The sequence below is a fragment of the Pseudotabrizicola algicola genome (assembly GCF_010915705.1).
In the GTDB taxonomy this organism is placed as follows: Bacteria; Pseudomonadota; Alphaproteobacteria; order Rhodobacterales; family Rhodobacteraceae; genus Pseudotabrizicola; species Pseudotabrizicola algicola.
On sequence record NZ_JAAIKE010000001.1, the window covers coordinates 1,096,447 to 1,121,406 of the forward strand.

Consider the following 24,960-nt stretch of genomic DNA (forward strand, 5'->3'; position numbering starts at 1 on the left):
CGTCAACCGATCCGGCCCGAAATATAGGATTCGGTCCGTGGATCGCTCGGATTGGTGAAGATGGTGCCGGTCTCGCCATATTCCACCAGATTGCCAAGGTGGAAGAACGCCGTGCGCTGCGAAACCCGCGCCGCCTGCTGCATCGAATGGGTCACGATCACCACCGAGAAGGACGCGCGCAACTCGTCGATCAACTCCTCGACCTGCGCCGTGGCAATCGGGTCCAGCGCCGAACAGGGCTCGTCCATCAGCAGAACCTCGGGCGCGGTGGCAATCGCACGCGCGATGCACAAACGCTGCTGTTGGCCGCCCGACAGGCCGGTGCCGGGGCTGTTCAGCCGGTCCTTGGCCTCGTTCCACAGCGCGGCCTTGCGCAGCGCCTTTTCCACGATCTCGTCCAACTCGGCCTTGTTGCGCGTCATGCCGTGGATTTTCGGGCCATAGGCCACATTGTCATAGATCGACTTGGGAAACGGATTGGGCTTCTGAAACACCATGCCGACCTTGGCGCGCAGCTGCACAGGATCCACCCGCTTGTCATAGATGTTCTCGCCGTCGATCAGGATCTCGCCCGACACGCGGGCCGAGGCCACGGTGTCATTCATCCGGTTCAGACAGCGCAAAAAGGTGGATTTGCCGCACCCCGAAGGCCCGATGAAGGCGGTCACGGTATTGGCAAGGATATCGACATTCACATCCTTCAGGGCATGGGTGGTGCCGTAATGCACCTGCACGCCGCGCGCCGTGATCTTGGCCTTCTGGGTGTTCACGTCTCTCTCCACAATTCGCATGTCGTTCATTTGGAAGGCACCTTTTATGTGCGTTCTGTCACCAGCGCCGTTCGAAGCGGCGGCGCAGGACGATGGCAAGGATGTTCATGACCAAGAGGAAGGCCAGAAGCACGATGATGGCCCCCGACGAGCGTTCGATGAAGGCCGGGTCCGAGCGCGAGGCCCAGGAATAGACCTGCACCGGCAAGGCCGTGGCGGGGTCGAAGAAACCGCCCTCCAGCGGGCTGGACGGATAGTTGGCGACAAAGGCCACCATCCCGATCAGCAGCAGCGGCGCGGTTTCGCCAAGGGCCGAGGCAAGGCCGAGGATGGTCCCCGTCATGATGCCGGGCGCGGCCAGCGGCAGCACATGGTGGAACACCGTCTGCATCTTCGACGCCCCCACCCCCAGCGCCGCATCGCGGATCGACGGCGGCACGGCCCGCAGCGACGCGCGGGTGGCAATGATGATCGTGGGCAACGTCATTAGCGTCAGCACCAGCGCGCCCACGATGGGGGCCGAGGCCGGCAGCTTGGCAAAGTTGATGAAGATCGCCAGACCGAGGATGCCATAGACGATGGACGGCACCGCGGCGAGGTTCGAGATGTTCACCTCGATGATGTCGGTCCATTTGTTCTTGGGCGCGAATTCCTCGAGATAGATCGACGCGGCCACCCCGATGGGCAGCACCATGATCGCCACCAGAAACATCATGTAGAGCGATCCGATGATCGCAATGCCCAGCCCCGCCGATTCCGGCCGCTGGTCCGACGCGTCCGGGTTGGTCAGGAACCGCCAGTTGAAGGCACTCTTCAGCACCCCCGCCTCGATCAGCCGGTCGGCAAGCTGCAACTGCTCGGGCGTGATGTTGCTGTCCAGCGCCGCCGAGGCCATCGTGACGCGGCCCTTCATGTAGCCGTCGATCCGGCCCGAGGCAAAGGCGCCAAAGCGGATTGTCTGCCCGATCAACTCGGGGTCGGCCAGCACCATGTTGCGCAGCCGCGCCGGCGCATCGCGCGAAATGAACTCGCCCACCTGCTTGGGGCTTACGCCCTCCACCGAGATGTTGCGCTCGGCCATATAGTCGTTCAGCGCGGCAGTCAGCAGGTTGCCATAGCCGATGGTGGTCACCTTGCTCAGCGATTCAAGGCTGCGGTCGCCCTGCGGGTCCAGACGTTCGGCATCCAGCGTCACAGTCAGTTCCAGACTCGCCTGCCGGAAGGCCGAAACCCCGTCCGAAAAGATCGTCCACAGCATGACGCACAGCGTGACAAGGCTCACCGAGATTGCCGCGATCCCGTAGAACTTGAACCGCGCCTCGGCAGCGTTGCGCCGCTTCATCAGCGCATCCTGCTGCAAAAGCGACGAGCTGCCCTGCGGCCGGGCGTCGGGCAGGCCAGAGGCGGTTGCGTCGGTCATTCGTATTGCTCCCGGTATTTGCGCACGATGATCAGCGCCACGATGTTCAGCCCCAGCGTGATCACGAAAAGGGTCATCCCGAGGGCAAAGGCCACAAGCGTCTCGGGCGAGTTGAATTCGGTATCCCCCGTCAACTGGCTCACGATCTTGACGGTGATCGTGGTCATCGCCTGAAACGGGTTCATGTCCAGCCGCGCGGCCGCCCCCGCCCCCATCACGACGATCATCGTCTCGCCGATGGCACGGCTTGCCGCCAGCAGGATCGCCCCCACCACACCCGGCAGGGCGGCAGGCAGCACCACCTGCCGGATGGTCTCCGATTTCGTCGCGCCAAGCCCATAGGACCCGTCACGCATCGACTGCGGCACCGCGTTGATGATGTCGTCAGCCAGCGACGAGATGAAGGGAATGTTCAAAATGCCGATCACGATGCCAGCCGTCATCACCGACGACCCCGAGGTGCCAAGCCCCAGCGGCTGGGCAAAGTAATCGCGCAGGAACGGCCCCACCGTCACCAGCGCGAACAGCCCGAACACCACCGTGGGAATGCCCGCGATGATCTCGATCATCGGCTTGACGACCGACCGAACGCGCGGCCCCGCATACTCGGCCAGATAGATCGCGGTAAACAGCCCGATCGGCACCGCCACCAGCATCGACACGAAGCTGATATACAGCGTGCCCCACAAAAGCGGCGCCAGACCAAGCTGGCTGTTGCCCTGGAACGACGGCGACCATGTCAGGCTCAGGAAGAAATCCTGCCAGGGATACATCGAGAAAAAGCGCAGGCTTTCCGTCAGCATCGACATCACGATGCCCACCGTGGTCAGGATGGCAATGGTCGAGGCCAGCATCAGCAAGGCCAGCATCACCTGCTCCACCCGGTTGCGGGCGCGGAAATCCTTGGTGGTGACCTTCAGCGCATAGGCAAGACCGGCAAAGGCCAGAACGAAGGTCAGGACGCTGCGCAACAGCGCCCCCGTTGCCGTCAACTCGCGGCTGCGCTGTGCGGCCTGCAACACCTCCGGCGTCACTTCTGCCCCCAGCGCCACGCCGACGGTCGCCAGAACCTCGCGGATCGAGGCGGTCTCAGTGCGCAGGTCAATCGCTTGCTGCAGGCTCAGCGCCCCGCGCGCCACCGCCACATCAAGGCCCATCGCCACGCGGCGCACATCGGCCATGATCAGCGTGCGCGCCGCGTCGCTTTCAACCCTGTCCGCCGGAAAAAAGCTCACAAGCTGGCGCTCCACCACCATCGGCTGCACCACGAGCCACAGCGCAAGAAACATCAGCGCGGGCACCGCCGCCATGATCGCCCCGTGCCAGCCGTAGTAGTTGGGCAGCGAATGCAGCACCCGGATGTTGCCTTGGGCCGAGGCGATGGCCCGCTGCCGGCCAAGGAAAAAGCCCGCAACGGCCAGAACGAGCAAAAGGGAAAGGGTCAGGGCGACGGTCATGATGATCCTGCACGCGAAAAAAAGGGGCGCCACCCGTGCGGCGCCCCTCCGAAGTCTTGGTTCAGTTCAGCGGACCCATCGGCGTGCGCGCAGCCACAGCCGCCTGGGTCGCAGCCAGTTCCGGATCGGACACAAGGCCATACTGGGCCAGAGGGCCATCCGGGCCAGCCATATCGTCGGACACGAAGAACTCGACATATTCCTTCAGGCCGGGGATCACGTCCAGATGCGCGGTCTTGACGTAGAAATACAGCGGGCGCGATACGGGATAATCGCCGGCAGCGATCGTCTCGGTCGAGGGCACCACGCCGTTCATCGTCGCCACGCGCAGCTTGTCGGTGTTGTTCTGGTAGAAGGACAGGCCGAAGACGCCGACGGCGTTCTTGTCATTGTCCAGACGCTGCAGCGTCTCGGTGTAGTCGCCGTCGATGTCCACGTTGCGGCCATCGGTGCGCAGCTTGGTGCATTCGCCGTTCGCCGCACGGTTCTTGGCCGAATCGTCGTCACCGGCAACCACGGCAAGGAACAGGGCATGCGCGCCGGTTTCCTTGCAGCCCGCGATGATCACGCGCTCGTCGAACACTTCACGGGTGCCGTGCTTGGTGCCGGGCGACAGAACCAGAATGTCCTGTGCGGGCAGCGCGGGGTTGAACTCGGCCCACTGGGCATGGGTGTTGGCGGTCAGGGCGCCATCTTTCACCACCTGCGAGGCCAGCGCGTTATAGATGTCAGCCGGGGTGAAGTTGAATTCCGGGCCGTTCACGTCCGAAGCAAAGACGATGCCGTCATAGCCGAAACGCACTTCCATGATCTCGGTCACGCCATTGGCGGCGCAAGTGTCGATGTCGCGCTGGGTGATGCGCGAGGACGAATTGGCGATATCAACGGTGTTCGGGCCCACGCCTTCGCACATCTTGGCCCGGCCAGCGCCCGAACCACCCCCTTCGACCACGGGGGTCGGGAAGTCGAAGTTCTCGCCAAAGGCTTCGGCCACGATGGTCGAATAGGGCAGCACGGTCGAGGAACCGGTCACCTGCACATTGTCACGGGCAGCGGCGGCGGTGGCAGACACGGCCGCGATGGCCAGTGCCGACACGGTGAATTTCATGAGGTTCATATCACTCTCCAGTGGATGTCACGGACCGCTTCTTGCTTGGCCCTGCGGCTCTGCTACTCGGCTGCGACAACAGATTTACAACAGCTTCATGACAGTTTTGCGAAGGTCCGCCTCGACCCCGCCGTCGCGCCCTCCGGCCCCCGGAAACGGGCGATGCGCCCCCGTTCCGGCAAGGGGCGCATCCTGTGACAGTCACACTGAACCGGACCCGTGCAAGGCAACGGCCCGCGCCGTGCCTTCCTTGCAAAAGCCTAGCGGTTGAACCCCGCGCCCGCATGGCAGGCAGGCACGACAAGCGATTGATCCGCCTCCAGATCTGCCAGAATCGGGCAATCGGGCCGGTCATCTCCCGCGCAGCCCTCTGCCAGATGTTCCAGCGTCGCCACCATGCTTTCCATCTCGGCGATCCTGCGCCGCAGCCCCTCAATCTGCGCCTGCGCCAGCTGCTTCACATCGGCGCTGTGGCGGCTGCGATCGCGCCACAGCGCCAGCAATTCGCCAATCGCCTCCACCTGAAAGCCCAGATCACGCGCACGGCGGATAAAGCGCAGCATCCGCACATCCGTCTCGGTATAGGTGCGATAGCCTGCCGCGCTTCTTCCTGCCGAGGGAATCAGCCCCGTCTGCTCGTAATAGCGGATCATCTTGGCCGACACGCCCGATCCCTTGGCCGCCTCTCCGATGTTCATGCCATGCCTCCTTCTGCCCCTGCGGGCGCGAAACGGCGCAGGCGCAGCGCATTGCCCAGCACAAAGACGCTGGACAGCGCCATCGCCCCCGCCGCGAAAACGGGTGACAACAGGATGCCGAAAGCCGGATACAGCACCCCCGCCGCCACCGGAATCAGGGCCGCGTTATAGACAAAGGCCCAGAACAGGTTCTGCCGGATGTTGCGCATCGTCGCGCGGCTCAGCCCGATGGCATCCGGCACCCCCGTCAGGCGGCCCGACATCAGCACCACATGCGCCGCCTCGATGGCAATGTCGGTGCCGGTGCCGATGGCCAGCCCCACCTCGGCCTCGGCCAAGGCGGGCGCATCGTTGATGCCGTCGCCCACGAAGGCCACCGCCCCATGCGCCGCCCGCAACTCCTGAATCGCCGCGACCTTGCCGCCGGGCAAGACCTCGGCCACCACCGCATCGATCCCGAGCTGGCCCGCAATCGCCTGCGCCGTGCGCGTATTGTCACCCGTGACCATCGCCACCCGCAACCCCAGCCCGTGCAAGGCGCGGATCGCCGCCGGTGTCGTCGGCTTGATCGGATCGGCCACCGCCAGCACCCCCGCCAGCCGCCCGCCGATGGCGACATAGAGCGGCGACTTGCTCTCGGCCCCCATCCGCTCGGCCGCCTGCGCATAGCGGCCCACGTCCACCCCCAGCCGCACCATATAGCGGTCGGCCCCGATCTGCACCGGCACCCCGCCCGCCTCGGCGCGCACGCCAAAGCCGGTTTCCGACGCAAACCCCGTCACGGCGGGCAGGTCCAACCCCTCGGCCCGCGCCGCCTCCACGATGGCGCGGGCGATGGGATGCTCCGACCGCGCCTCGACCGCCGCCACCGTGGCCAGCACCCCGGCCCGCGTGAACCCCTCCGCCGGGATCAGGTCAGTCAGCGCGGGCCTGCCCTCGGTCAGCGTGCCGGTCTTGTCCAGAGCCACCACCCGCACCGATTGCAGCGCCTGCAACGCCTCGCCCTTGCGGAACAGGACCCCAAGCTCGGCCCCCCGACCGGTCCCCACCATGATCGAGGTCGGCGTCGCCAGCCCCATCGCACAGGGGCAGGCGATGATAAGAACCGCCACCGCATTCACCAGCCCGAAGGTTAGCGCAGGCTCCGGCCCAAAAGCCAGCCAGACCGCAAAGGTCAGCGCCGCCACCGCCATCACCACCGGCACGAACCACAGCGTGATGCGGTCCACCAGCCCCTGGATCGGCAGCTTGCCCGCCTGCGCCGCCTCGACCATGCGGATGATCTGCGCCAGCATCGTCGCCTCGCCCACCGCCGTCGCGCGGCAGGTCAGCGCCCCGGTCTGGTTCACCGTCCCGCCCGTCACGCGCGCGCCCGCCGCCTTGGCCACCGGCGCAGGCTCACCGGTGATCATGCTCTCGTCCAGCCAGCTTTCCCCCTCGGTCACCACGCCGTCGACCGGCACCCGCGCGCCCGGCGCAAGGTCGAACAGATCGCCCGCCCGCACCTCGGCAATCGGCACCTCTACCACGCCTCCCCCGCGATGCACCCGCGCCATCCGCGGCTGGAGGCCCACCAGACGGCTGATCGCCTGCGAGGTGCGCCCCTTGGCCCGCGCCTCGAGGAACCGGCCCAAGAGGATCAGCGTCACGATCACCGCCGCCGCCTCGAAATAGACGTTCACCGTCCCCTGCGGCAACAGCCCCGGCGCAAAGGTCGCCACCACCGAATAGGCATAGGCCGCCGTCGTCCCCACCGCGACAAGGCTGTTCATGTCGGGCGCCAGCCGCCACAACGCCGGATAGCCCTTGCGATAGAACCGCAGCCCCGGCCCCAGCAACACAAGCGTCGTCAGCACGAATTGCAGCACCCAGCTGGCCTGCATCCCGATCGTGTCCATGATCAGGTGATGCACCGGCACGAACAGATGCGATCCCATCTCCAGCGCAAACACCGGCAGGGTCAGCGCCGCAGCAATCGTCAGGTCGCGGCGCAACAGCGCCTCCTCGGCCTCCTTGCGCGCCGCAGCCGCCGCATCGCCCCCCGCCCCTGCCTGCACGGGCCGCGCGTCATAGCCCAGCGCCTCGACCGCCTGTTGCAGCACCAGAGGCTCCGCCGTGCCCGTGACATGCGCCCGCTCGGTCGCCAGATTGACGCTCACCGACGCGACCCCCGGCACCGCCGCCAGCGCCCGCTCCACCCGCCCCACGCAAGAGGCACAGGTCATCCCCTCGATGGCCAGATCGACGGCCTGCGCCGGCACGTCATAGCCCAGCGCCTCCACCGCCGCGACCAGATCGGCCCGCGCAATCGGCCGCTCTGAAACCACCTCGGCCCGCTCGGTCGCCAGATTGACCGTCGCCGATGCCACCCCCGGCACGGCGGCCAGCGCGCGCTCCACCCGCAAGACGCAGGAGGCGCAGGTCATCCCCTCGACCGCAAGGCTCTGGGTCACGGCAGATGTCACGGGGGGCGCGGTCACTCGGGCGTTCATGGCGATTGTCCTGCAGGTGAAATGGGGCTGCCCTCGACAGATAGGGCTTCCCACCGTTGGAAGGTCAAGGGCCAAAGTTTCCGGAAAACTCCTCTTGACCTTCCAACGCTTGGAAGCCCCATCTTCAGCCCACCGACATGCAACGACAAGAGGGATGCGATGCAATTCCACATCGAAACAATGACCTGCGGCGGCTGCGCCCGCGGTGTGACCAAGGCCGTGCAAGGCGTCGACGCGCAGGCGACGGTGCAGGCCGATCCGGCCAGCCGCCGGGTTGACATCACCACGACCGCCCCGCGCGAACAGATCGTCGCTGCCCTTACCGAGGCCGGCTTTGCGCCTGCATGACTGACCAGAAGGAGAAAAGAATGAAAAAAACCGCACTTGCACTGACGGCCGCCGCCCTTGCCGTCGCGGGCGGCATCGCCTTTGCCCAGATGAAGGGCATGGATCATTCCGCAATGGGTCACGGAAACGGCGGTCACGGCGCGATGGACCACGGCACGATGGACCACGGCAGCATGGGCGACATGCCCATGATGAACCACGCCTCGCTCATCCCGCCGGAATTTGCCGACGATCCGGCCACCAAGGCCTATGCCGCCGCGATGGACAAGATGATGGCCGACATGATGGTGCCTTTCACCGGCGATCCCGATGTCGATTTCATGGTCGGCATGATCCCGCACCATGAGGCCGCCGTGGCGATGGCACAAATCGCGCTCCAATACGGCACCGACCCCGAGGTGCGCGCCTTGGCGCAAGAGGTGATCGCGGCGCAGGAACGCGAAATCGCCCAGATGAAGGCTTGGCTCGCCGCCCGTGGCCGCTAAGGCCGCGACCCGCCAGCGGCAGACCCGATCCGCCACGAAATCTGCCCGCCCCATGCGAAGGGCGGGCAGATCCTTGCCATCGGGTCAGTTGTCAGGCGGCAGGACAAAGGCGCTTGCGTCACCCCGCTCTGGCCCTTGCGGATGCGGCGCATGGCCCCGCCCGCAAAGGCCCGCAGGCTTGGCTCAAAGGTTATATTGCTCGCGCGCGTAATCGCCGAGGCCCACCGCATCCAGACGCGACAGCGGCGCAAGGAAGGTCACCTGGATCACCCCCGGCGCGCGCCCGATCTCGATGGCCCCGTTCACCGTGGCGCGATTGCGCACCTCGGCCACCGTCATGCCCAGCAGTTTTGCCGCCCGCGCCAGCCCGTTCTCGATGGCAAGGTTCAGGTTCGCCGCCGTGCCGATCACCGAAATCGGGGCCAGCGGTTCGATCTCGGCAACGCCCCATCGGGCTGCAAGCCGCTGCCCTTTCGCGGTCTCGGCGGCGGTGAAGGGCCGCGCCATCGGCGGCAGGTCCTCCTCCAGCGGGAACAGCACCGGACCATCCAGCGGGTAGTTCTTCACCACCTCGACCTGAAGCGTCACGCTGCCCGCCACATCCATCGTATGTCCGGCAATCTCGCCATCTCCTTGGCCTGCGTGCATGTCGCCCATGTAGACGCCCGCGCCCCGCACCTTGACAGGGCAGACAAGGATCGCCCCCGCGCGCACGGCGTCGATGTCCATATGCCCGTCGGTCTTGTGCTCGGCCAGTTGTTCGGCGGTGATCGCATAGTCATGCGGCGCGCCCACAAGGAAAGACCCGAAATCGCCGGCATTGTGGCTGTCGGGCATCGCCATCGACGGGCAGGTGCCAAGCTGCCCCATGAAGGGCCGCATCCGCACCAGCGTGCCGGGCATGTCCGAAGGCGCAAAGGTCAGGATGGAATGCTGGCGGCTCTGGTCGGGCAAGGCCGCGTAATGGTTGGCCTCGCGCGCAATCGTCTCGGCCGCCGCCTGCGGCAGCGTCAGCCCGACCGCGCGGCTTTCGTCAAAGGTGACCGTATAGCCGTGGACGATGGCAAAGGGCGTTACCGCATTGCCGCAACGGTCGCACTTCACCGCCTGCTGTCCGATCCCCTCGACATGGGTTTCGGGCCAGACCGTCTCGCAGACCGGGCAGCGCCCCGCGACATAGGGATCGCCCAGACAGAACCCCTCGGGCGAGGAATCATGGCCCGAGGCGGTCGCCAGCGATGTCACCGTGATGTCGCGGATGCGGATCGCCACCCCGTCGCCCACCTCGGCCCCTTCGATGTAGACAGGCCGCGTCACCTCGTGCCCGCCGCGCAGGGCGGGCGTGATCATCGGCCCCCAGCACCCCGGCGCGGTATTGGCGATGATGGTGCCGCCATTCTCCACCGGCCCCAGCATCGGCGCCTCGGGATCAAGCACACTGTTGGTAAAATCCGAAACCACGATGCTGCGGCGCGTCGGCGCCCGGCTTCCGTCTGCCATGTTCAACCCCCTGTTGTGATATCCCGGTCCTGCAAGACCTTGCCGGAAAACCTAGCGCCCGCCGCGCGCGCTGCAAGCCAGCGCGACAACGGCAAAGGCATGCGCAAATGCGCTTGCCGCCGCCGCCCGCCCCATCCGATACTGCCGCCAATGCCCGAGCACAGGAGCCCCCTTGCGCCCCCTCATCCCGCTTGCCACCGCCCTCGCCACCACCCTCGCCGCACCTGTCCGCGCCGACGAGGTGGTGGTCTTCGCCGCCGCCTCGCTGAAAACCGCGCTCGACAGTTTCGCCGCCGCCTTCGAGGCCGAAACCGGCCACCGCGTCACCATCAGCTACGGCGGCTCGGGCGCGCTGGCCCGCCAGATCATCGCCGGCGCCCCCGCCGACATCTTCCTCTCCGCCGCGACCGACTGGATGGATGCCGTCGCCACCGAAGGCCTGATCGCCAAGGACAGCCGCGCCGACCTCTGGGGCAACCGCCTCGTCCTGATCGCGCATGGCACAGATGCCCCGCCCCTCGATCTCGCCGCCAAAGACCAGCTCCCCGCCCGCCTCGGCACCGGCAAGCTCTCGATGGCGATGGTCGATGCCGTTCCCGCCGGCCAATACGGCAAGGCCGCGCTTGAAACCCTCGGCCTCTGGGCCAGCGTCGCCCCCTCCGTCGCGCAATCCGAAAACGTGCGCGCCGCCCTCACCCTCGTCGCCAGCGGCGAGGCCCCCCTCGGCATCGTCTACGCCACCGATGCCACCGCAGATGACAGCGTGACCGTCGTCGCCAGCTTCCCCGCCGACAGCCATCCGCCCATCACCTACCCCGCCGCCCTGCTGACAAACGCGGCCGATCCTGCCGATGCCGCCTTCCTTGAAGCATTGTCCTCGGACGCGGCGGATGCCACATTCGCGGCGCAAGGCTTTGTGATCCTGAACTGACAGGACCACCCGACAGGACAGAGGCGATGACAGATTGGCTCTCCCCCGATGAATGGCGCGCGGTGGCCCTGTCGCTGCGCGTCTCGTTCTGGGCCACGCTGGCCAGCCTGCCCCTCGGCCTGCTCGTTGCCTATGCCCTCGCCCGCTGGCAGTTTCGCGGCAAGCACCTGCTGAACGGGCTTGTCCACCTGCCGCTGATCCTGCCCCCCGTCGTCACCGGATACCTCCTGCTGATGACCTTCGGCAGGCGGGGCGGCATCGGGCAATACCTTGACCAGTGGTTCGGCATCGTCCTTGCCTTCCGCTGGACCGGCGCAGCCCTTGCCGCCGCCGTCATGGCCTTCCCGCTCATGGTGCGCGCCATGCGCCTCGCGATAGAGGCGGTAGACCCGAAGCTCGAACAGGCCGCCGCCACCTTGGGCGCATCGCGGCCTTGGGTCTTTGCCACCGTCACCCTGCCGCTGATCCTGCCCGGCGTCATCGCGGGGGCCATCCTCGCCTTTGCCAAGGCGATGGGGGAATTCGGGGCCACCATCACCTTTGTGTCGAACATCCCCGGCCAGACGCAGACCCTGCCTTCCGCCATCTACGCCTTCCTTCAGGTGCCGGGGGGCGAGGCGAATGCCGCCCGCCTGGTCTGGATCGCCATCGTCATCGCAATGGCCGCGCTCTTGCTGTCGGAATGGGTGGCACGGGCGGTCGCGCGCAGGATATCGGGGCAATGACACTCCAGATCAGCCTCCGCCACCGCTTTGCAGGCTTCGCGCTCGATGTGGCCTTTGACGCCCCGCCCGGTGTCACCGCGCTGTTCGGGCGCTCCGGCTCGGGCAAAAGCACCGTCATCAACGCCGTTGCGGGCCTCTTGCGCCCCGACGCAGGGACGATCACCGCCGCAGGCAGCACCCTGTTTGACAGCGCGCACGGCATCGACCTGCCGCCGCACCGCCGCCGCATCGGCTATGTGTTCCAGGATGCCCGCCTGTTCCCGCATCTGACCGTGCGGCAAAACCTGCTCTATGGCCGCTGGTTCGTGCCGGCGACGCCCGACGCCCCCGATTTTACCCGTATCGTCGACCTCTTGGGCATCGCACCCCTGCTCGAACGCCGCCCCGCCACCCTCTCGGGCGGCGAGAAAAGCCGCGTCGCCATCGGCCGCGCCATCCTGTCAAACCCGCGCCTTCTGGCACTGGACGAGCCGCTCGCCGCACTGGATGAGGCGCGCAAGGCCGAAATCCTGCCCTATCTGGAACGGCTGCGCGATGATCTGCACCTGCCCATCCTCTATGTCAGCCACGCGATGGCCGAGGTGGCACGGCTCGCCAATACCGTCGTGCTGATGGATGCAGGCCGCGTCACCGCCAGCGGCCCCACCGCCGCCCTGCTGTCAGATCCCGCCACCGCCCCCGGCCTTGGCCTGCGCGAGGCGGGCGCGCTGCTCACCGTCCGCGTCGCCGCGCAGGAAGACGATGGCCTGACCCGGCTCGACAGCGCCAGCGGCCCGCTCTGGCTGCCCCGCGTTGCCGCCCCCACGGGGGCAAGCCTGCGCATCCGCATTCTGGCGCAGGATGTGATGCTGGCCACCAGCCGCCCCGTCGGCATCTCTGCCCTGAACATCCTGCCCGCCACCGTGCGCGATATCCGTCAGGGCGACGGCCCCGGCGCATTGGTGCGCCTTGACGCCAAGGGAGAGGTTATTCTCGCCCGCATCACCCGCCGCTCGGCGCAAGCCTTGGCCCTCACCCCCGGCCTGCCGGTCTATGCCATCATCAAGGCCCTGTCGGTCGCGCAGGAAAACGTCGGCAGCGGCTAAGGCGCGCCTAGCCTTGCCGCAGCGTCACATCGGCAGGGCGCGACTGCGCCGCCACCAGCCGCGCATTGGGAATGTCATTGCCCAGCGCCCGCGCCTGCGCCACCTCGGGCGCATAGCCGTGGTGCAGCCAGCGCGCGATCAGCCGCCGTTCCAGTTCCGCCTCCGGCACCTCGACAAACACCGTCATGTCGAACATCGGCGCCAGATCGCGCCAAGGGGCCCGATCCAGCAACAGGTAATTGCCTTCGAGCAAGATCACCGGAACCTCCGGCCCGACCTCCCGCGCGCCCGCACGGGCAAGGTCCAGATCACGGTCGAACACTGGCAAGATCACGGGCCTGTCCCCCGCCCGCACCCGCGCCAGATCGCGCGCCAGCCCGTCCACGTCGAATGTGGGCGGCGATCCCTTGCGCGCGCGAAGGCCCCGCGCGTCGAGCAGCGCATTGTCAAGGTGGTAGCCATCCATCGGCATCACCGCCGCCACTCCGGCACGCAGGCCGTTCAACGTCTCGCACAGGGCTTCGGCCAAGGTCGACTTGCCCGACCCCGGCGCGCCCGCGATGGCCACCACCATCCGCCGATCTGCCAAGCGTCCCAGAATGGCCTCGGCCAATTCCCGCGTGTGTTGCGTCCCCGTGTCTGCCGCCGCACCCGCTGCTGGCGATGCCTGCGCTGCCTCTTGCCTGTCCATCACACTTACCTCCGCCTCCGGCACGCCGCCATTCTGGCGCACGCGCCTTCTCTTGGCCAGCACCCGCCGGGGCGCAAGCCAAAACCGCAGAATCCCGCAAACGACAGCCAAGCCAGAGCCACGCAGAAAACCGCGCCACAAATGCCTGACGCTTCCAAAGCCCCAAGGCCCCAAGGCCCCAAGGCCCCAAGGCCCCAAGGCGTTAATTTTCCATGAATCCCCACAGGTCAAGCCATTGAAAAATAACGGCTTATGATTTCGCCCACCGTGTTACATCACGCCCTAAACCGAAACCGTGGCGCGCAGCACGTCCTTGGAAAGGCTCGCCTTGTCCCCCTCCAGAGCCACCTCCCCCCGCCGCAGCACATAAAACCGGTCGGCCAATCCATAGGCAAACTCGAAGTACTGCTCGACCAGAATGATCGCCATGTCCCCCTTCCCCTTGAGGTACTCGATGACCCTCCCGATCTGCTGGATGATGTTGGGCTGGATGCCCTCGGTCGGCTCGTCCAGCAGCAAGACGCGGGGCTTCATGATCATCGCCCGCGCGATGGCCAGCTGCTGCTGCTGCCCCCCCGAAAGATCACCCCCCCTGCGGTGAAGGAACTCCTTGAGGATCGGGAACAGCTCGAAAATCTCGTCCGGAATGCGATGCTCCGCCCGCGGCAGCAGGGCATAGGCCGTCTCCATGTTCTCGCGGACCGTCAGCAGCGGAAAGATCATCCGGCCCTGCGGCACCACCGCCAGCCCCCGCCGCGCCATCCCCTGTGGCGGCACCACCGGCACCTCCTCGCCGCCCAGCCAGACCGACCCGCCCGAGCGCGGATGCGTCCCCGCCAGCGCCTTCAGGAGCGAGGTCTTGCCCACCCCGTTGGTCCCCATCACGCAGGTCACCTCCCCCGCGCGCGCCTCCATGCTGATGCCGTGCAAAATTTGGCTGCCCCCGTAGTGCAGCGTCAGGCCTTCGGTTCTGATCATCTCTCGGACCGCCCCAGATAAACGTCGATCACCTGCGGATTGCGGGTGACATGGTCCAGACTGCCCTCGGCCAGCACGGACCCTTCATGCAGCACCGTCACCTTGCAGTTCAGACGGCGCACGAATTCCATGTCATGTTCCACCACGACGACCGCGCGGGTTTTGGCGAGTTCCACCAGAAGCCGCGTGGTATGCTCCCGCTCGGCCAGCGTCATTCCCGCTGCCGGTTCATCGACCAGCAGAAGCTGCGGCTCCTGCGCCAAGAGCATGCCAATCTCCAGCCATTGCTTCTGCCCGTGCGAAAGCTCGCCCGACTTGCGGGCCAGTGCGTCGCCCAGACCGACCTCGGCGGCAAGTTCGGCGACGCGGGAATGGTCGGCGGGTTTGGGCGACCAGAACAGCACCGCCAAAGGCCCGCGCGCGGCCTTGAGTGCCATCATCAGATTGTCGGCGACCGTCTGATCCTCAAACACCGTAGGCCGCTGAAACTTCCGCCCCACCCCCGCCCGCGCGATCTGTGCCTCAGACATCGACAAGAGCGATTGCGACCGCTCTCCCCACAGCACCCGCCCCTCGTCGGGCCGCGTCTTGCCGGTGACGATGTCCATGAATGTCGTCTTGCCCGCCCCGTTCGGCCCGATGATCGCCCGCAATTCGGCCGGCCCGATCGAGAAGGAGAGGTTGTTGATCGCGCGGAACCCGTCGAAGGTGACGGAGACGCCCGAAACTTCCAGAAGCTGGCTCATTCCTTGGCCTCCTTCTCCAAGAGCGCCCCGTCATCGGGGCCAAGCGGCGCACCCTTGCGGTCCGGGCTGCGCAAGCCCTGCAAAAGGTCGAACAATCCGCCGATCCCCTTGGGCGCAAACAGGGTCACCGCGACGAAGGACAGGCCCAGCAGGATCAGCCACCAATCCACCCAGTTGATCGTGTAGAAGCCAAGGTTGATCGACGGCGCCCGCCCGCCCGTGAACCAGGATGACAGGAGCGACACCAGCGCCGCACCGATCACCGCCCCGTAAAGCCGCCCGCGCCCGCCGATCGCGACCCAGACCGCCAGATAGATGCTGGCGATGGGGGCGAGTTCGGCCGGGTTGATGATGCCCGCCTGCGGATAGTACAGCGCCCCCGCGATGGCGGCGATGATGGCGGTGAGGGTGAAGACAAACAGCTTGTAGCCCTCGACCGAGTAGCCGAGGAAACGCACCCGCGCCTCGTCATCCCGGATGGCGCGGATCACCGAGCCGAACTTGCCCGAAACCACCCAGGCGACCAGCAGATAGCCCATCCCGAGGGCAAAAGCCGATGCCCAGAGGAACCAGACAGAGATGCGGTCCTGCGAGACCCCGTCGAGGCCGGGAATGTTCTGCAAACCCGAGAGGCCGTTGTTGCCACGCAGGCCGGAGTCGTTCTGGAAGAGATAGAGCGCGAGCGCGAGGGTCATCGCCTGCGTCAGGATCGACAGGTAAACCCCCGTCACCCGGCTGCGGAAGGCGAGCCAGCCAAAGGCAAGCGCCAACAGCCCCGGCACCAGCACCACCAGCGCCAGTTGCAGCGGCAGCGAATGGGCGAAAAGCCAAACTCCGGGCAGTTCCGACGCCCCGACAACCCCGAAGATCTGCGCGGCGATGCCGTTCTGGATTTCCTGTGCGGTGGCGGGCAGTGCCTCGTTCGAGAGTGCCGTGATCACGATGCCTTCGGTGCGGGCATACATCAGCCACATCCCGATCATGTAGCCACCAAGCGCGAAGAACGCCATGTGGCCGAGGCTGAGGATGCCAGCATAACCCCAGATCAGGTCCATCGCGAGCGCGGCAAGGCAGAGGCAGAGCGTCTTGCCCAGCGTCTTGATGAAGGACGTGGACAGAAAGGCGATGCCATAAGCCTCGGACAGGACGGTGACGCCGAGGGTGAACAGCGACAGGATCAGCAGGAAGATCAGGACCGAGGGATTGCGGGCGAGAAATGTTCGGGTCATGCGCGGCCTCTGGCGTTGGCAGCGGGGGTTTCACACCCCCGCACCCCCGTGGGATATTTATGAACAGATGACAGGGGAAGCATGGGTCTCAGTCCCCCGCGGCGCGGCCCTTGAGGGCGATGATGCCCCTTGGCCGGAACTGGATGAACAGAATGATGAAGAGGATCATATAGGTCTGTGCGGCAAGGGTGTTGGAGGGGTTGAACCACTCGATCCCCTTTTGCAGAGTGCCGATCATCAGCGCGCCTGCCAGCGTGCCCCAGATATTGCCGACGCCCCCGACGACCACCGTCATGAAGCTTTGCACGATGTAGTCGTTGCCGAGTTCCGAGGTGACCTTGGCAAAGAGGCCGATGGCAATGCCGGCAATGCCCGCGATGCCGGAGCCGAGGCCGAAGGTGAGCATGTTGATCCGGTCGGGATTGATGCCCATCGAGGCGGCCATCGACGGGTTTTGCGTCACCGCCCGCACCTCGAGGCCGAGCCGCGTGCGCTTCATCAGCCAGAGGAAGAACATGAGGAACAAGAGCGCCAGCACGAAAATGGCCACGCGGATATAGCTGATCGACACGATGTCGTTGAAGGTGAGCGCCCCGTCGAGCCAGGCGGGCGAGGTCAGGGGGCGGGCCTGCGTTCCGAAGATATTCTTGGCCAGTTGTTGCAGGGCGATGGAAATGCCGAAGGTGGCCAGAAGCGTTTCCAGCGGACGCTTGTAAAGGTGGCGGATCACCAGACGCTCCATCGCGACACCGGCGGCGAAGGTCACGAGAAAGGCCAGCGGCAGCGCCACCACCAGCGAGAGGGTGTAGTTGGGGATGAAAAGCTGCACCACATAGCCGGTATAGGCCCCCATCATGATGAATTCCCCGTGGGCCATGTTGATCACCCGCATCACCCCGAAGGTGATGGCGAGTCCGATGGCCGCGAGGAAGTAGATGGAGGCGAGCGACAGGGCATCGAGCGTCAGATCGGCCATCTGCATGGTGCCGAGTTTGATCTCGATCCCCGACAGCACCGAACTCGCGGCGGCGGTCACGCTGGCATCGGCTTCGGCATAGGTCTCGAAGAAACGATGCGCCGCGACGCTTTGCGTGACTTCCTCGTCGGTGGCGGCAATCGGAACAAGGCCGGCCACCTCGAGCGCGGTATAGGCACGGTTGCGGGCGGCCTGGGTGTTCAACTCGGCCAGCGGGATGCCCGCAACGGCGCCATCCACGATGTTGGCGACAAGGGCCGCCTTGAGTTCGGCCGGGGTGAGGCGGGCCGGGGCGAGATTGGCGGCGACCAGCAGATCATAGGCCTCGGTCTCGGTCAGATCGCTGCCGGGATCAAGCTCGCGCGCGATGTTTCCCTCCAGTGCGGTGCCTTGCGGTGCCGCCCGTCTGGTGGTGGCGAGAAGCGGGTTGAGCGCAGCGCGCAGATCGAGCCCGAGATCGCCCGAAAAGCTGTCAATGGCGGCGATGCGGGCGGCCGGATCGGGATCGAAGCGCAGCGTCAACAGGCGGTTGAGCCGGTCTTTCTGGGCGCGCAAAGCCGGATCGGTCTCGGCCTCGAGCGAGGCGCGCAGCGGCTCGAGCAATTCAGGCGCGGGATCGCGCGCGATGGTGGTCAGGGCACTGGCGCGGCGGGCGCGGTCGGGATCAGTCAGCTGAAATTGCACAAGGGCATTGGCGATGACGCCGCGCACGCCGGAATTGGGCCGCAGTTCCGTGATGTCGGCGCGTGCGGCTGTGCCGGCATCGGTGCCGTCGAGCAGGCGCAGGGCATAGCCATCGGCTGTTTCGGTCATGAGCACGAAGGCCCCGTCGCTTTTGCGCAGGCCAAGGCCGCGGTTTGCCCAAGCGGTCAAGATGTCGACGGCCTGCGGATCACCGCTGGCGGCGAGGGCCGAGATCACCGGCCCGATGGTCTGGCGCGAGGGCTTTTCGATCTGGGCGCGGTTGTTCTCGACAATCTGCGCCGCAGAGACCTGAGGATCGCCTTGGGCGAGCGCGGCAAGCGGCAACAGGGAAACGAGCACGAGAACAAGGGCGGCAACGGCGGCGCGCATGGGTGGGCCTTGCATTTGGGGAAAAAGAGAAGGGCGGGAGGCGCAGCCGCCTCCCGCCTGATGCGATCAGTAGTTGGACTTGATCTGCACGCAGGTCTTGGTTTCGGTGTTGTACATGCCGCAGCCGAGTTCGGCCCAATCGGCTTCGAGCACCGCCGATTCCGGCAGGAAGTCGGTCCATGCGTCGCCCGGGACCGGCTCGGTCGAGGAGACGATGTCGAACTGGCCGTCGGCGCGGATTTCGCCGATGAGCACCGGTTTGGTCAGGTGGTGGTTCGGCAGCATCTTGGCGATGCCCCCGGTCAGGTTCGGGGTTTCGAGGCCATACATGGCACTGCGGACCGCATCGACATCGGTGGTGCCAGCCTTTTCAACTGCCTGAACCCAGAGGTTGAAGCCGATGACATGGGCTTCCATCGGGTCGTTGAACACACGGTTTTCGCCCGCGAAAGCTTTCCACTTGGCGATCCATTCGCTATTCAGATCAGACTCCGCGGACTGGAAGTAGTTCCATGCCGCCAGATGGCCGACGAGGTTGGAGGTATCCAGACCCGACAGTTCCTCTTCGCCGACCGAGAAGGCGACGACCGGAATATCATCGGCTGAAACGCCCGCTGCGGCCAGTTCCTTGTAGAAGCCGATGTTGGCATCGCCGTTGATGGTGGAAATCACGCCCACCTTTTTGCCATCGGCACCAAGGGCCACAACATCGGCGACGATCTTGGACCAGTCGGAATGGCCAAAGGGCGTGTAGTTCACAAAGATATCGCTTTCAGCGATGCCTTTGGACTTCAGATAGCTTTCCAGAATGTTATTCGTGGTGCGCGGATAAACATAGTCGGTCCCGAGCAGCGCGAATTTTTCGACGCCGAGTTCCTCGAGGAAGTAATCGGTGGCCGGAATGGCCTGCTGGTTCGGCGCGGCTCCGGTGTAGAACACGTTCTTCGAGGATTCTTCACCTTCGTATTGCACCGGATAGAACAGCAACCCGTTCAACTCTTCGATCACCGGCAGCACGGATTTGCGCGAAACAGAGGTCCAGCAGCCGAACATCACATCGACATTCGACACGGTCATCAGCTCGCGCGCCTTTTCCGCAAACAGCGGCCAGTCAGAGGCCGGGTCCACGACCACAGCTTCAAGCTTTTTGCCCAGAACACCGCCCTTGGCGTTTTGCTCTTCGATGAGCATCAGCATCACGTCCTTGAGCGTTGTCTCCGAAATTGCCATCGAACCCGACAGCGAATGCAGGACACCGACCTTGATGGTGTCTTCCTGTGCGATGACCTGTCCTGCCGTCATGGCAATGGCAGAAGCCAGCAGCGCTCCCTTGAAAATCGACATGGTTTACCCTCTTTGGGCCGCGCGGACAGACGGGCTTTCCTTGCGGTGAAGGAAAGACTATCTGTGTGCGGCAACTCTGTTGCACCCCGTGCGGTGGTGGCGGAGGTCCAATTCGCGGCCGCCACCGCACATCCTTTGTTCTTGCGCAGTCCGGAACCGGCTTGCCTTGTCACGAAAGCGTCATTGCCGCAGCGCGGCAAGGCGAGGGTGAGGCAGGCCCGCGCGTGCCGTGCGCCATCAGAAAATTTGCTACAAAAATGAGCGGGATAACGCAGCCACGCCCAAGAATTGCGCGGACTGCGGCAGGACCGGACGATTCGACCCAGGGAACTGATCGCAAATTGATCAAAACGCACAAACCCCGGACAGGCCGGGGTTTGTGGGGGCGAAGTGAAGAAAAAGGGTGCCGTTACGTCAACTTGCCGCCTGCTCGGGCCGCAAATCCAGCCCGCCTTCACGCTCCAGAAAGCGCACCACTTCGGCAACGCCCTGCCCCTCGCGCAGCCGTGCGAGGATATAGGGACGCTGTCCACGGGCCTTTGCGGTATCGGCGGCGAGCAAGACCGGATCGACCCCGACATAGGGCGCAAGATCGGTCTTGTTCACGATGAGCAGGTCTGACCGTGTCACCCCCGGCCCGCGCTTGCGCGGAATATCCTGTCCGGCAGCGGTGTCGATCACATAGATGGTGATGTCGGCCAGTTCGGGACTATAGGTCGCCGCCAGATTGTCACCGCCCGATTCAATCAGGATGAGATCCAGATCGGGGTGCAGCGCGCGCAATTCCGCAATGGCGGCAAGGTTGATGCTTGCATCCTCGCGGATGGCCGTGTGCGGGCAGCCGCCAGTCTCGACCCCGCGGATGCGGTCGGCAGGCAGCACCTGCGCGCGCATGAGGTATTCGGCGTCTTCGCGGGTGTAGATGTCATTGGTGATGACAGCCATCGAACAACGACCCGCAAGGGCGCGGGCCAACTGCTCGGTCAGGGTGGTCTTGCCTGCGCCCACCGGGCCGCCGATGCCGACGCGCAGAGGTCCGTTCACGCTCATGTTCTGAAAATCCTTACATCCATCGTTTCATGTGCGAGCGCCGAGAGGTCGGCCCCGAGGGCCGCGCTGCCCAGATCATCGAGGGTCAATGTCACCGCTTCCTGGGCCAAAGCCTCGATCTTGGGATGCAACGCGGCCAGAACGCCCTGCCCTTCGGCCTGCCCCAAGGGCATGAAGCGCATGGCGACAGAGGTCAGGTTCGCCGCAAAGGCGTGCAGGTAAAGCGCCACGATCTGCGGACGGGGCAAATCCAGCGGTGCCGCCGCCTCTCCGACCGCAACCGGCAGACAGCGGGCGGGCAGGTTCCGCTCGCTCAACCCCGAAACGGTGCGGGCAAAGGCGCTGCCTTGATCGAGAGTTTCCTGCAACCGTTCTGCCGAAGGCTGCAGCGCACGGGTCAGCGTATCGAGCGCATCGTGATCGGCTCCGTCCTGCAGGGCATGGACAAGCAAAATGGCATCCTGACGTCCGGCCCCGAAGTCGAGCACTTCGGAAAGCCAGAGGCAAAGGTATTTCGACCCGCGAACCTGTCCTGCGGAAATCGCGGCTTCCAGCCCGTGCGAATAGGCAAAGCCCCCCGTCGGAAAGGCAGGCGAGAGCCATTGCACAAGAGTCAGCAGATCACGGCTCATGGCTGCCGGTCACGCCTTGGCATGGTGATGATGGTCATGATCATGGTGATGATGGTCATGGTGGTGGGCGTGGCCATGCCCGTCTGCGTCTGCCGGTCCGTGGTCATGCCCCATCGGACGGCCCAGTCCATAGGCCCCGACCTCGGGCGTGAAGGCGGCCTTGTCCGCGCGCACCGTGGCCCCAAGCTGCCGCAGCATCGCCTCCAGCACATGATCGGCGCGGATCACGAGACGTGCGGGCTCGACCTGACAGGGGGTATGGCGGTTGCCGATGTGCCACGCATATCGGGCCAGATCGGGCCCGGTGATTTCAAGCACAGGCTCTTCGGCGGCAACCACGCCGATTGCGCGGCCATCCTCCAGCTCAAAGCCCCAGAAGGCGTCAAGGTTGGTCACCTCGGGCAGATCGACAAGAAAGCCCGCGCCAGCCGATGTGACCAGCCGTTTGCGGCGGATCAGGCGTTCGTCATAGCTGAGGACCACAACATCATGGCACTGGGCGGGGGCCGTCGTCAGAAGGCGGCGGGCGGGGGAAAGGTCGGTCATGACATATCCTTGCGGCTGTGGTCTGTCGGAGAAACTTCGAAAACATCAGGGATTCGTTAATCAATCAGGCGCAGGCTGCAAACACTTGGCCCTTGGCGGAGAAGATCATGCAAACATCTGATATCGAACATGAACTGGCCCTTGTGCGCGCGCAACTGATGCGACTGCGGCTGCGCGAACTCCACTTGCAAGAGGCGCTGAACACGGTCAAGGACACACCGCCCCCCTTGCGTCCCGGCTGGCCAATCCAGCGCATGGCGGCGCAGCCCGTGCACTGACCCTGCCTCAATAGAGGAAATAACGCTGCGCCAAAGGCAGATCCTCTGCCGGCTCGCAGGTCAAAAGCACACCGTCGGCCCGCACCTCGTATGTCTCGGGGTCAACCTCGATCTGGGGGGTGGCGGAATTGAGCTTCATGTCGGCTTTCTTGACCCCCCGGGTGCCTTTGACCGCCAGAGTGTCTTTTGCCAGCCCAAGGCGCGCGCCGATGCCATCTTCCTGCGCAGCCTGACTGACAAAGATCACCGCATTGCGCTCCACACTGCGGCCATAGGTGCCGAACATCCTGCGGCTGTGCACGGGCTGCGGCGTCGGGATACTGGCATTGGGATCGCCCATCTGCGCAACCACGATCACACCCCCCATCAGCACCATTTCGGGCTTCGCCCCGAAGAAAGCCGGGCTCCATAACACCAGATCGGCACGCTTTCCGACCTCGATACTGCCGATATGCTCGGACACCCCATGCACGATGGCCGGGTTGATCGTGTACTTCGCGATATAGCGGCGGACCCGCAGATTGTCATTCGCGCCCTGCTCGCCGTCCAGCCGCCCCCGTTGCAGCTTCATTTTATGCGCGGTCTGCCATGTGCGGGTAATGACCTCTCCCACCCGCCCCATCGCCTGACTGTCCGACGACAGCACCGAGAATGCGCCCAGATCATGCAGGATATCTTCGGCGGCAATCGTCTCGCGGCGTATCCGGCTTTCGGCAAAGGCCACGTCTTCGGGCACCTTGCGGTCAAGGTGGTGGCAGACCATCAGCATGTCGAGATGCTCTTCGATGGTGTTCACCGTGTAGGGCATCGTCGGGTTGGTTGACGAGGGCAGGATGTTCTGGCTGGCCACCACCTTGATGATATCGGGCGCATGGCCGCCACCGGCGCCTTCGGTGTGGAAAGCGTGGATGGTGCGGCCCGCGATGGCCTTGAGCGTGTTCTCGACAAAGCCGCTTTCGTTCAACGTATCTGTGTGGATCATCACCTGCACGTCCATCGCGTCAGCCACGGTCAGGCAACAATCGATCGCGGCGGGGGTCGTGCCCCAGTCTTCGTGCAGTTTCAGACAGGACGCGCCCGCCCGCACCTGCTCTTCCAGCGCGGCAGGCAAGGATGCATTGCCCTTGCCGGCAAACCCGAGGTTCATCGGCAGCGCATCCGCCGCCTGCATCATGCGGCCCAGATGCCACGGCCCCGGTGTGCAGGTGGTGGCCAAAGTGCCGTGCGCTGGCCCCGTGCCGCCGCCAAGCATGGTGGTCAGGCCCGAATGGAGCGCATCATCGATCTGTTGCGGGCAGATGAAATGGATATGGGCATCCATGCCGCCCGCTGTGAGAATACGCCCCTCGCCCGCGATAATCTCGGTGCCCGGCCCGATGATGACATTCACCTCCGGCTGAGTATCGGGATTGCCCGCCTTGCCGATGACCGCGATCTTGCCATCGCGCAGGCCGACATCTGCTTTGTAGATGCCGGTATAGTCCACAATCAGCGCATTGGTGATGACGGTATCCATCGCCCCTTGCGCCCGCGTGATCTGGCTTTGCCCCATGCCGTCGCGGATGACCTTGCCGCCGCCGAACTTCACCTCTTCGCCATAGCGGCTGGTGTTGGAACCGCTGCGCTCGGCGATCAGGTCACGCTCCACCTCGATAATCAGATCGGTGTCGCCGAGCCGCACCCTGTCTCCAACCGTCGGGCCATACATATCGGCATAGGCCGCACGGGAAAGCACGAAGGGCATGGGGGGAACCTTTCTGTCAGAACAGGGATTTCGGCCCGCTTCGCGTCAGGCGGCGGGCGTTGGCGGCAGTCGCGCGATGCACCGGGGCAAGCGCGGCCTCGGCGATCTGGGTGGCAGACCCGCCCGATAGGGCGGATTTCTGGGCAGCAGCCCCGGCCATGACCACCGCGCGCAGCTTTTCGCTGACCATGCGGCTGTTCTCGCTGGGCAGAACCGTCCAGACCCCCGCCATGCCCATCATGCGCATGGCAATCACACTTTGTGCCTGCACCAGCATGATCGAGGTGTTTATCGACAGGCGCATCAGATCGACGGGGGTGAAGGGCGTCATGGCTTGTGGCTCCTACAAGGCGCCCATCACTTGGGCGTTGAAGCCATAGACATGGCGTGCGCCCGCCAGCGGCACAAGGCGAACCTCTCGGGTTTGGCCGGGTTCGAAGCGCACGGCGGTGCCTGCGGGAATATCGAGCCGCTGTCCACGGGCGGCGGCGCGGTCAAAAGACAGGCCCGCATTGGTCTCGGCAAAGTGGTAATGGCTGCCAACCTGAATGGGGCGATCGCCGGTATTGGCCACCTGAAGCACGGTCACCTCGGCACCCGCATTCAGGGTGATGTCGCCATCGGCTGGAAAAATCTCTCCGGGTATCATCGGG

Annotated in this window: 25 protein-coding genes; 6 read left to right on the forward strand and 19 right to left on the reverse strand. The window is 65.2% G+C overall.

The window, feature by feature from the left end:
* Positions 1-2: 2 nt before the first annotated feature.
* The 6 genes from pstB to G3572_RS05340 form a co-directional block, all read right to left on the reverse strand.
* A complete protein-coding gene (gene pstB / locus G3572_RS05315) occupies positions 3-800 on the reverse strand; it encodes a phosphate ABC transporter ATP-binding protein PstB (protein WP_164609590.1) in 798 nt (265 codons plus the stop codon).
* Positions 801-828: 28 nt separating this feature from the next.
* Positions 829-2,190, reverse strand: coding sequence for a phosphate ABC transporter permease PstA (gene pstA, locus G3572_RS05320; RefSeq protein WP_164609591.1), 1,362 nt, complete (start codon positions 2,188-2,190; stop codon positions 829-831).
* A complete protein-coding gene (gene pstC / locus G3572_RS05325; protein WP_164609592.1) occupies positions 2,187-3,647 on the reverse strand; it encodes a phosphate ABC transporter permease subunit PstC in 1,461 nt (486 codons plus the stop codon). The genes pstA and pstC overlap by 4 nt, the downstream gene beginning before the upstream one ends.
* 61 nt (positions 3,648-3,708) lie before the next feature.
* A complete protein-coding gene (locus G3572_RS05330) occupies positions 3,709-4,764 on the reverse strand; it encodes a PstS family phosphate ABC transporter substrate-binding protein (protein ID WP_164609593.1) in 1,056 nt (351 codons plus the stop codon).
* Positions 4,765-5,015: 251 nt separating this feature from the next.
* Positions 5,016-5,453: a Cu(I)-responsive transcriptional regulator gene (cueR, locus tag G3572_RS05335; protein WP_164609594.1), complete on the reverse strand. Its 438-nt coding sequence runs from the start codon at positions 5,451-5,453 to the stop codon at positions 5,016-5,018.
* Complete coding sequence (locus tag G3572_RS05340) at positions 5,450-7,945, reverse strand: heavy metal translocating P-type ATPase (protein ID WP_164609595.1); 2,496 nt, start codon at positions 7,943-7,945, stop codon at positions 5,450-5,452. Before G3572_RS05340 ends, cueR begins: the two co-directional genes overlap by 4 nt.
* 159 nt (positions 7,946-8,104) lie before the next feature.
* Between G3572_RS05340 and G3572_RS05345 the strand changes: the two genes are divergently transcribed.
* A complete protein-coding gene (locus G3572_RS05345; protein WP_164609596.1) occupies positions 8,105-8,293 on the forward strand; it encodes a heavy-metal-associated domain-containing protein in 189 nt (62 codons plus the stop codon).
* A 20-nt stretch (positions 8,294-8,313) separates the two neighbouring features.
* The gene (gene copM, locus G3572_RS05350; protein WP_240335404.1) at positions 8,314-8,778 is read left to right on the forward strand and encodes a CopM family metallochaperone; all 465 of its coding nucleotides are present in this window, start codon (positions 8,314-8,316) and stop codon (positions 8,776-8,778) included.
* 183 nt (positions 8,779-8,961) lie between these two features.
* Here the strand turns inward: copM and G3572_RS05355 are convergent, their stop codons facing one another.
* Positions 8,962-10,278: an acetamidase/formamidase family protein gene (locus G3572_RS05355; protein WP_164609598.1), complete on the reverse strand. Its 1,317-nt coding sequence runs from the start codon at positions 10,276-10,278 to the stop codon at positions 8,962-8,964.
* A 172-nt stretch (positions 10,279-10,450) separates the two neighbouring features.
* Here G3572_RS05355 and modA point away from each other — a divergent pair, with 172 nt between their 5' ends.
* Genes modA through modC form a run of 3 tightly spaced genes read left to right on the forward strand, consistent with a single transcriptional unit; the run spans position 10,451 to position 13,019 of the window.
* Positions 10,451-11,209, forward strand: a complete 759-nt coding sequence (modA, locus tag G3572_RS05360; RefSeq protein WP_164609599.1) for a molybdate ABC transporter substrate-binding protein — start codon at positions 10,451-10,453, stop codon at positions 11,207-11,209.
* 26 nt (positions 11,210-11,235) lie between these two features.
* A complete protein-coding gene (gene modB / locus G3572_RS05365; RefSeq protein WP_164609600.1) occupies positions 11,236-11,934 on the forward strand; it encodes a molybdate ABC transporter permease subunit in 699 nt (232 codons plus the stop codon).
* Positions 11,931-13,019 (forward strand): molybdenum ABC transporter ATP-binding protein, encoded by a 1,089-nt coding sequence (gene modC, locus G3572_RS05370; RefSeq protein WP_164609601.1) that lies wholly within the window; start codon positions 11,931-11,933, stop codon positions 13,017-13,019. The genes modB and modC overlap by 4 nt, the downstream gene beginning before the upstream one ends.
* A 7-nt stretch (positions 13,020-13,026) precedes the next feature.
* Here modC and G3572_RS05375 read toward each other — a convergent pair whose 3' ends face one another.
* The 9 genes from G3572_RS05375 to G3572_RS05415 form a co-directional block, all read right to left on the reverse strand.
* The gene (locus G3572_RS05375; RefSeq protein ID WP_354003989.1) at positions 13,027-13,752 is read right to left on the reverse strand and encodes a nucleoside triphosphate hydrolase; all 726 of its coding nucleotides are present in this window, start codon (positions 13,750-13,752) and stop codon (positions 13,027-13,029) included.
* 240 nt (positions 13,753-13,992) lie between these two features.
* Positions 13,993-14,688 (reverse strand): urea ABC transporter ATP-binding subunit UrtE, encoded by a 696-nt coding sequence (urtE, locus tag G3572_RS05380; protein WP_164609602.1) that lies wholly within the window; start codon positions 14,686-14,688, stop codon positions 13,993-13,995.
* Positions 14,685-15,434 carry an urea ABC transporter ATP-binding protein UrtD gene (urtD, locus tag G3572_RS05385; RefSeq protein ID WP_164609603.1) on the reverse strand — a complete coding sequence of 250 codons (750 nt, stop codon included), beginning with the start codon at positions 15,432-15,434 and terminating at the stop codon, positions 14,685-14,687. The genes urtE and urtD overlap by 4 nt, the downstream gene beginning before the upstream one ends.
* On the reverse strand, positions 15,431-16,663 hold the full coding sequence (urtC, locus tag G3572_RS05390) for an urea ABC transporter permease subunit UrtC (RefSeq protein WP_164609604.1): 1,233 nt from the start codon (positions 16,661-16,663) through the stop codon (positions 15,431-15,433). The genes urtD and urtC overlap by 4 nt, the downstream gene beginning before the upstream one ends.
* 88 nt (positions 16,664-16,751) lie before the next feature.
* A complete protein-coding gene (gene urtB / locus G3572_RS05395; RefSeq protein WP_164609605.1) occupies positions 16,752-18,713 on the reverse strand; it encodes an urea ABC transporter permease subunit UrtB in 1,962 nt (653 codons plus the stop codon).
* Positions 18,714-18,779: 66 nt separating this feature from the next.
* Positions 18,780-20,015, reverse strand: a complete 1,236-nt coding sequence (gene urtA, locus G3572_RS05400) for an urea ABC transporter substrate-binding protein (protein WP_435530960.1) — start codon at positions 20,013-20,015, stop codon at positions 18,780-18,782.
* A 456-nt stretch (positions 20,016-20,471) separates the two neighbouring features.
* On the reverse strand, positions 20,472-21,107 hold the full coding sequence (ureG, locus tag G3572_RS05405) for an urease accessory protein UreG (protein ID WP_164609607.1): 636 nt from the start codon (positions 21,105-21,107) through the stop codon (positions 20,472-20,474).
* The gene (locus G3572_RS05410; protein WP_164609608.1) at positions 21,104-21,739 is read right to left on the reverse strand and encodes an urease accessory protein UreF; all 636 of its coding nucleotides are present in this window, start codon (positions 21,737-21,739) and stop codon (positions 21,104-21,106) included. The genes ureG and G3572_RS05410 overlap by 4 nt, the downstream gene beginning before the upstream one ends.
* A 9-nt stretch (positions 21,740-21,748) precedes the next feature.
* A complete protein-coding gene (locus G3572_RS05415; protein WP_164609609.1) occupies positions 21,749-22,285 on the reverse strand; it encodes an urease accessory protein UreE in 537 nt (178 codons plus the stop codon).
* 107 nt (positions 22,286-22,392) lie between these two features.
* Between G3572_RS05415 and G3572_RS05420 the strand changes: the two genes are divergently transcribed.
* A complete protein-coding gene (locus G3572_RS05420; RefSeq protein ID WP_164609610.1) occupies positions 22,393-22,563 on the forward strand; it encodes a hypothetical protein in 171 nt (56 codons plus the stop codon).
* Positions 22,564-22,570: 7 nt separating this feature from the next.
* Here G3572_RS05420 and ureC read toward each other — a convergent pair whose 3' ends face one another.
* Genes ureC through G3572_RS05435 form a run of 3 tightly spaced genes read right to left on the reverse strand, consistent with a single transcriptional unit; the run spans position 22,571 to position 24,956 of the window.
* Positions 22,571-24,307 (reverse strand): urease subunit alpha, encoded by a 1,737-nt coding sequence (gene ureC, locus G3572_RS05425; RefSeq protein WP_164609611.1) that lies wholly within the window; start codon positions 24,305-24,307, stop codon positions 22,571-22,573.
* Positions 24,308-24,323: 16 nt separating this feature from the next.
* The gene (locus G3572_RS05430) at positions 24,324-24,638 is read right to left on the reverse strand and encodes an antifreeze protein (RefSeq protein ID WP_164609612.1); all 315 of its coding nucleotides are present in this window, start codon (positions 24,636-24,638) and stop codon (positions 24,324-24,326) included.
* Positions 24,639-24,650: 12 nt separating this feature from the next.
* Positions 24,651-24,956, reverse strand: coding sequence for an urease subunit beta (locus G3572_RS05435; RefSeq protein ID WP_164609613.1), 306 nt, complete (start codon positions 24,954-24,956; stop codon positions 24,651-24,653).
* Between the last annotated feature and the right edge of the window lie 4 nt (positions 24,957-24,960).

Coding starts and splice junctions, on each gene's coding strand:
- pstB (WP_164609590.1), bottom strand. CDS start 800: ATGAACGACATGCGAATTGTGGAGAGAGACGTGAACACCCAGAAGGCC.
- pstA (WP_164609591.1), bottom strand. CDS start 2,190: ATGACCGACGCAACCGCCTCTGGCCTGCCCGACGCCCGGCCGCAGGGC.
- pstC (WP_164609592.1), bottom strand. CDS start 3,647: ATGACCGTCGCCCTGACCCTTTCCCTTTTGCTCGTTCTGGCCGTTGCG.
- G3572_RS05330 (WP_164609593.1), bottom strand. CDS start 4,764: ATGAACCTCATGAAATTCACCGTGTCGGCACTGGCCATCGCGGCCGTG.
- cueR (WP_164609594.1), bottom strand. CDS start 5,453: ATGAACATCGGAGAGGCGGCCAAGGGATCGGGCGTGTCGGCCAAGATG.
- G3572_RS05340 (WP_164609595.1), bottom strand. CDS start 7,945: ATGAACGCCCGAGTGACCGCGCCCCCCGTGACATCTGCCGTGACCCAG.
- G3572_RS05345 (WP_164609596.1), top strand. CDS start 8,105: ATGCAATTCCACATCGAAACAATGACCTGCGGCGGCTGCGCCCGCGGT.
- copM (WP_240335404.1), top strand. CDS start 8,314: ATGAAAAAAACCGCACTTGCACTGACGGCCGCCGCCCTTGCCGTCGCG.
- G3572_RS05355 (WP_164609598.1), bottom strand. CDS start 10,278: ATGGCAGACGGAAGCCGGGCGCCGACGCGCCGCAGCATCGTGGTTTCG.
- modB (WP_164609600.1), top strand. CDS start 11,236: ATGACAGATTGGCTCTCCCCCGATGAATGGCGCGCGGTGGCCCTGTCG.
- modC (WP_164609601.1), top strand. CDS start 11,931: ATGACACTCCAGATCAGCCTCCGCCACCGCTTTGCAGGCTTCGCGCTC.
- urtE (WP_164609602.1), bottom strand. CDS start 14,688: ATGATCAGAACCGAAGGCCTGACGCTGCACTACGGGGGCAGCCAAATT.
- urtD (WP_164609603.1), bottom strand. CDS start 15,434: ATGAGCCAGCTTCTGGAAGTTTCGGGCGTCTCCGTCACCTTCGACGGG.
- urtC (WP_164609604.1), bottom strand. CDS start 16,663: ATGACCCGAACATTTCTCGCCCGCAATCCCTCGGTCCTGATCTTCCTG.
- urtB (WP_164609605.1), bottom strand. CDS start 18,713: ATGCGCGCCGCCGTTGCCGCCCTTGTTCTCGTGCTCGTTTCCCTGTTG.
- urtA (WP_435530960.1), bottom strand. CDS start 20,015: ATGACGGCAGGACAGGTCATCGCACAGGAAGACACCATCAAGGTCGGT.
- ureG (WP_164609607.1), bottom strand. CDS start 21,107: ATGAGCGTGAACGGACCTCTGCGCGTCGGCATCGGCGGCCCGGTGGGC.
- G3572_RS05410 (WP_164609608.1), bottom strand. CDS start 21,739: ATGAGCCGTGATCTGCTGACTCTTGTGCAATGGCTCTCGCCTGCCTTT.
- G3572_RS05415 (WP_164609609.1), bottom strand. CDS start 22,285: ATGACCGACCTTTCCCCCGCCCGCCGCCTTCTGACGACGGCCCCCGCC.
- G3572_RS05420 (WP_164609610.1), top strand. CDS start 22,393: ATGCAAACATCTGATATCGAACATGAACTGGCCCTTGTGCGCGCGCAA.
- ureC (WP_164609611.1), bottom strand. CDS start 24,307: ATGCCCTTCGTGCTTTCCCGTGCGGCCTATGCCGATATGTATGGCCCG.
- G3572_RS05430 (WP_164609612.1), bottom strand. CDS start 24,638: ATGACGCCCTTCACCCCCGTCGATCTGATGCGCCTGTCGATAAACACC.
- G3572_RS05435 (WP_164609613.1), bottom strand. CDS start 24,956: ATGATACCCGGAGAGATTTTTCCAGCCGATGGCGACATCACCCTGAAT.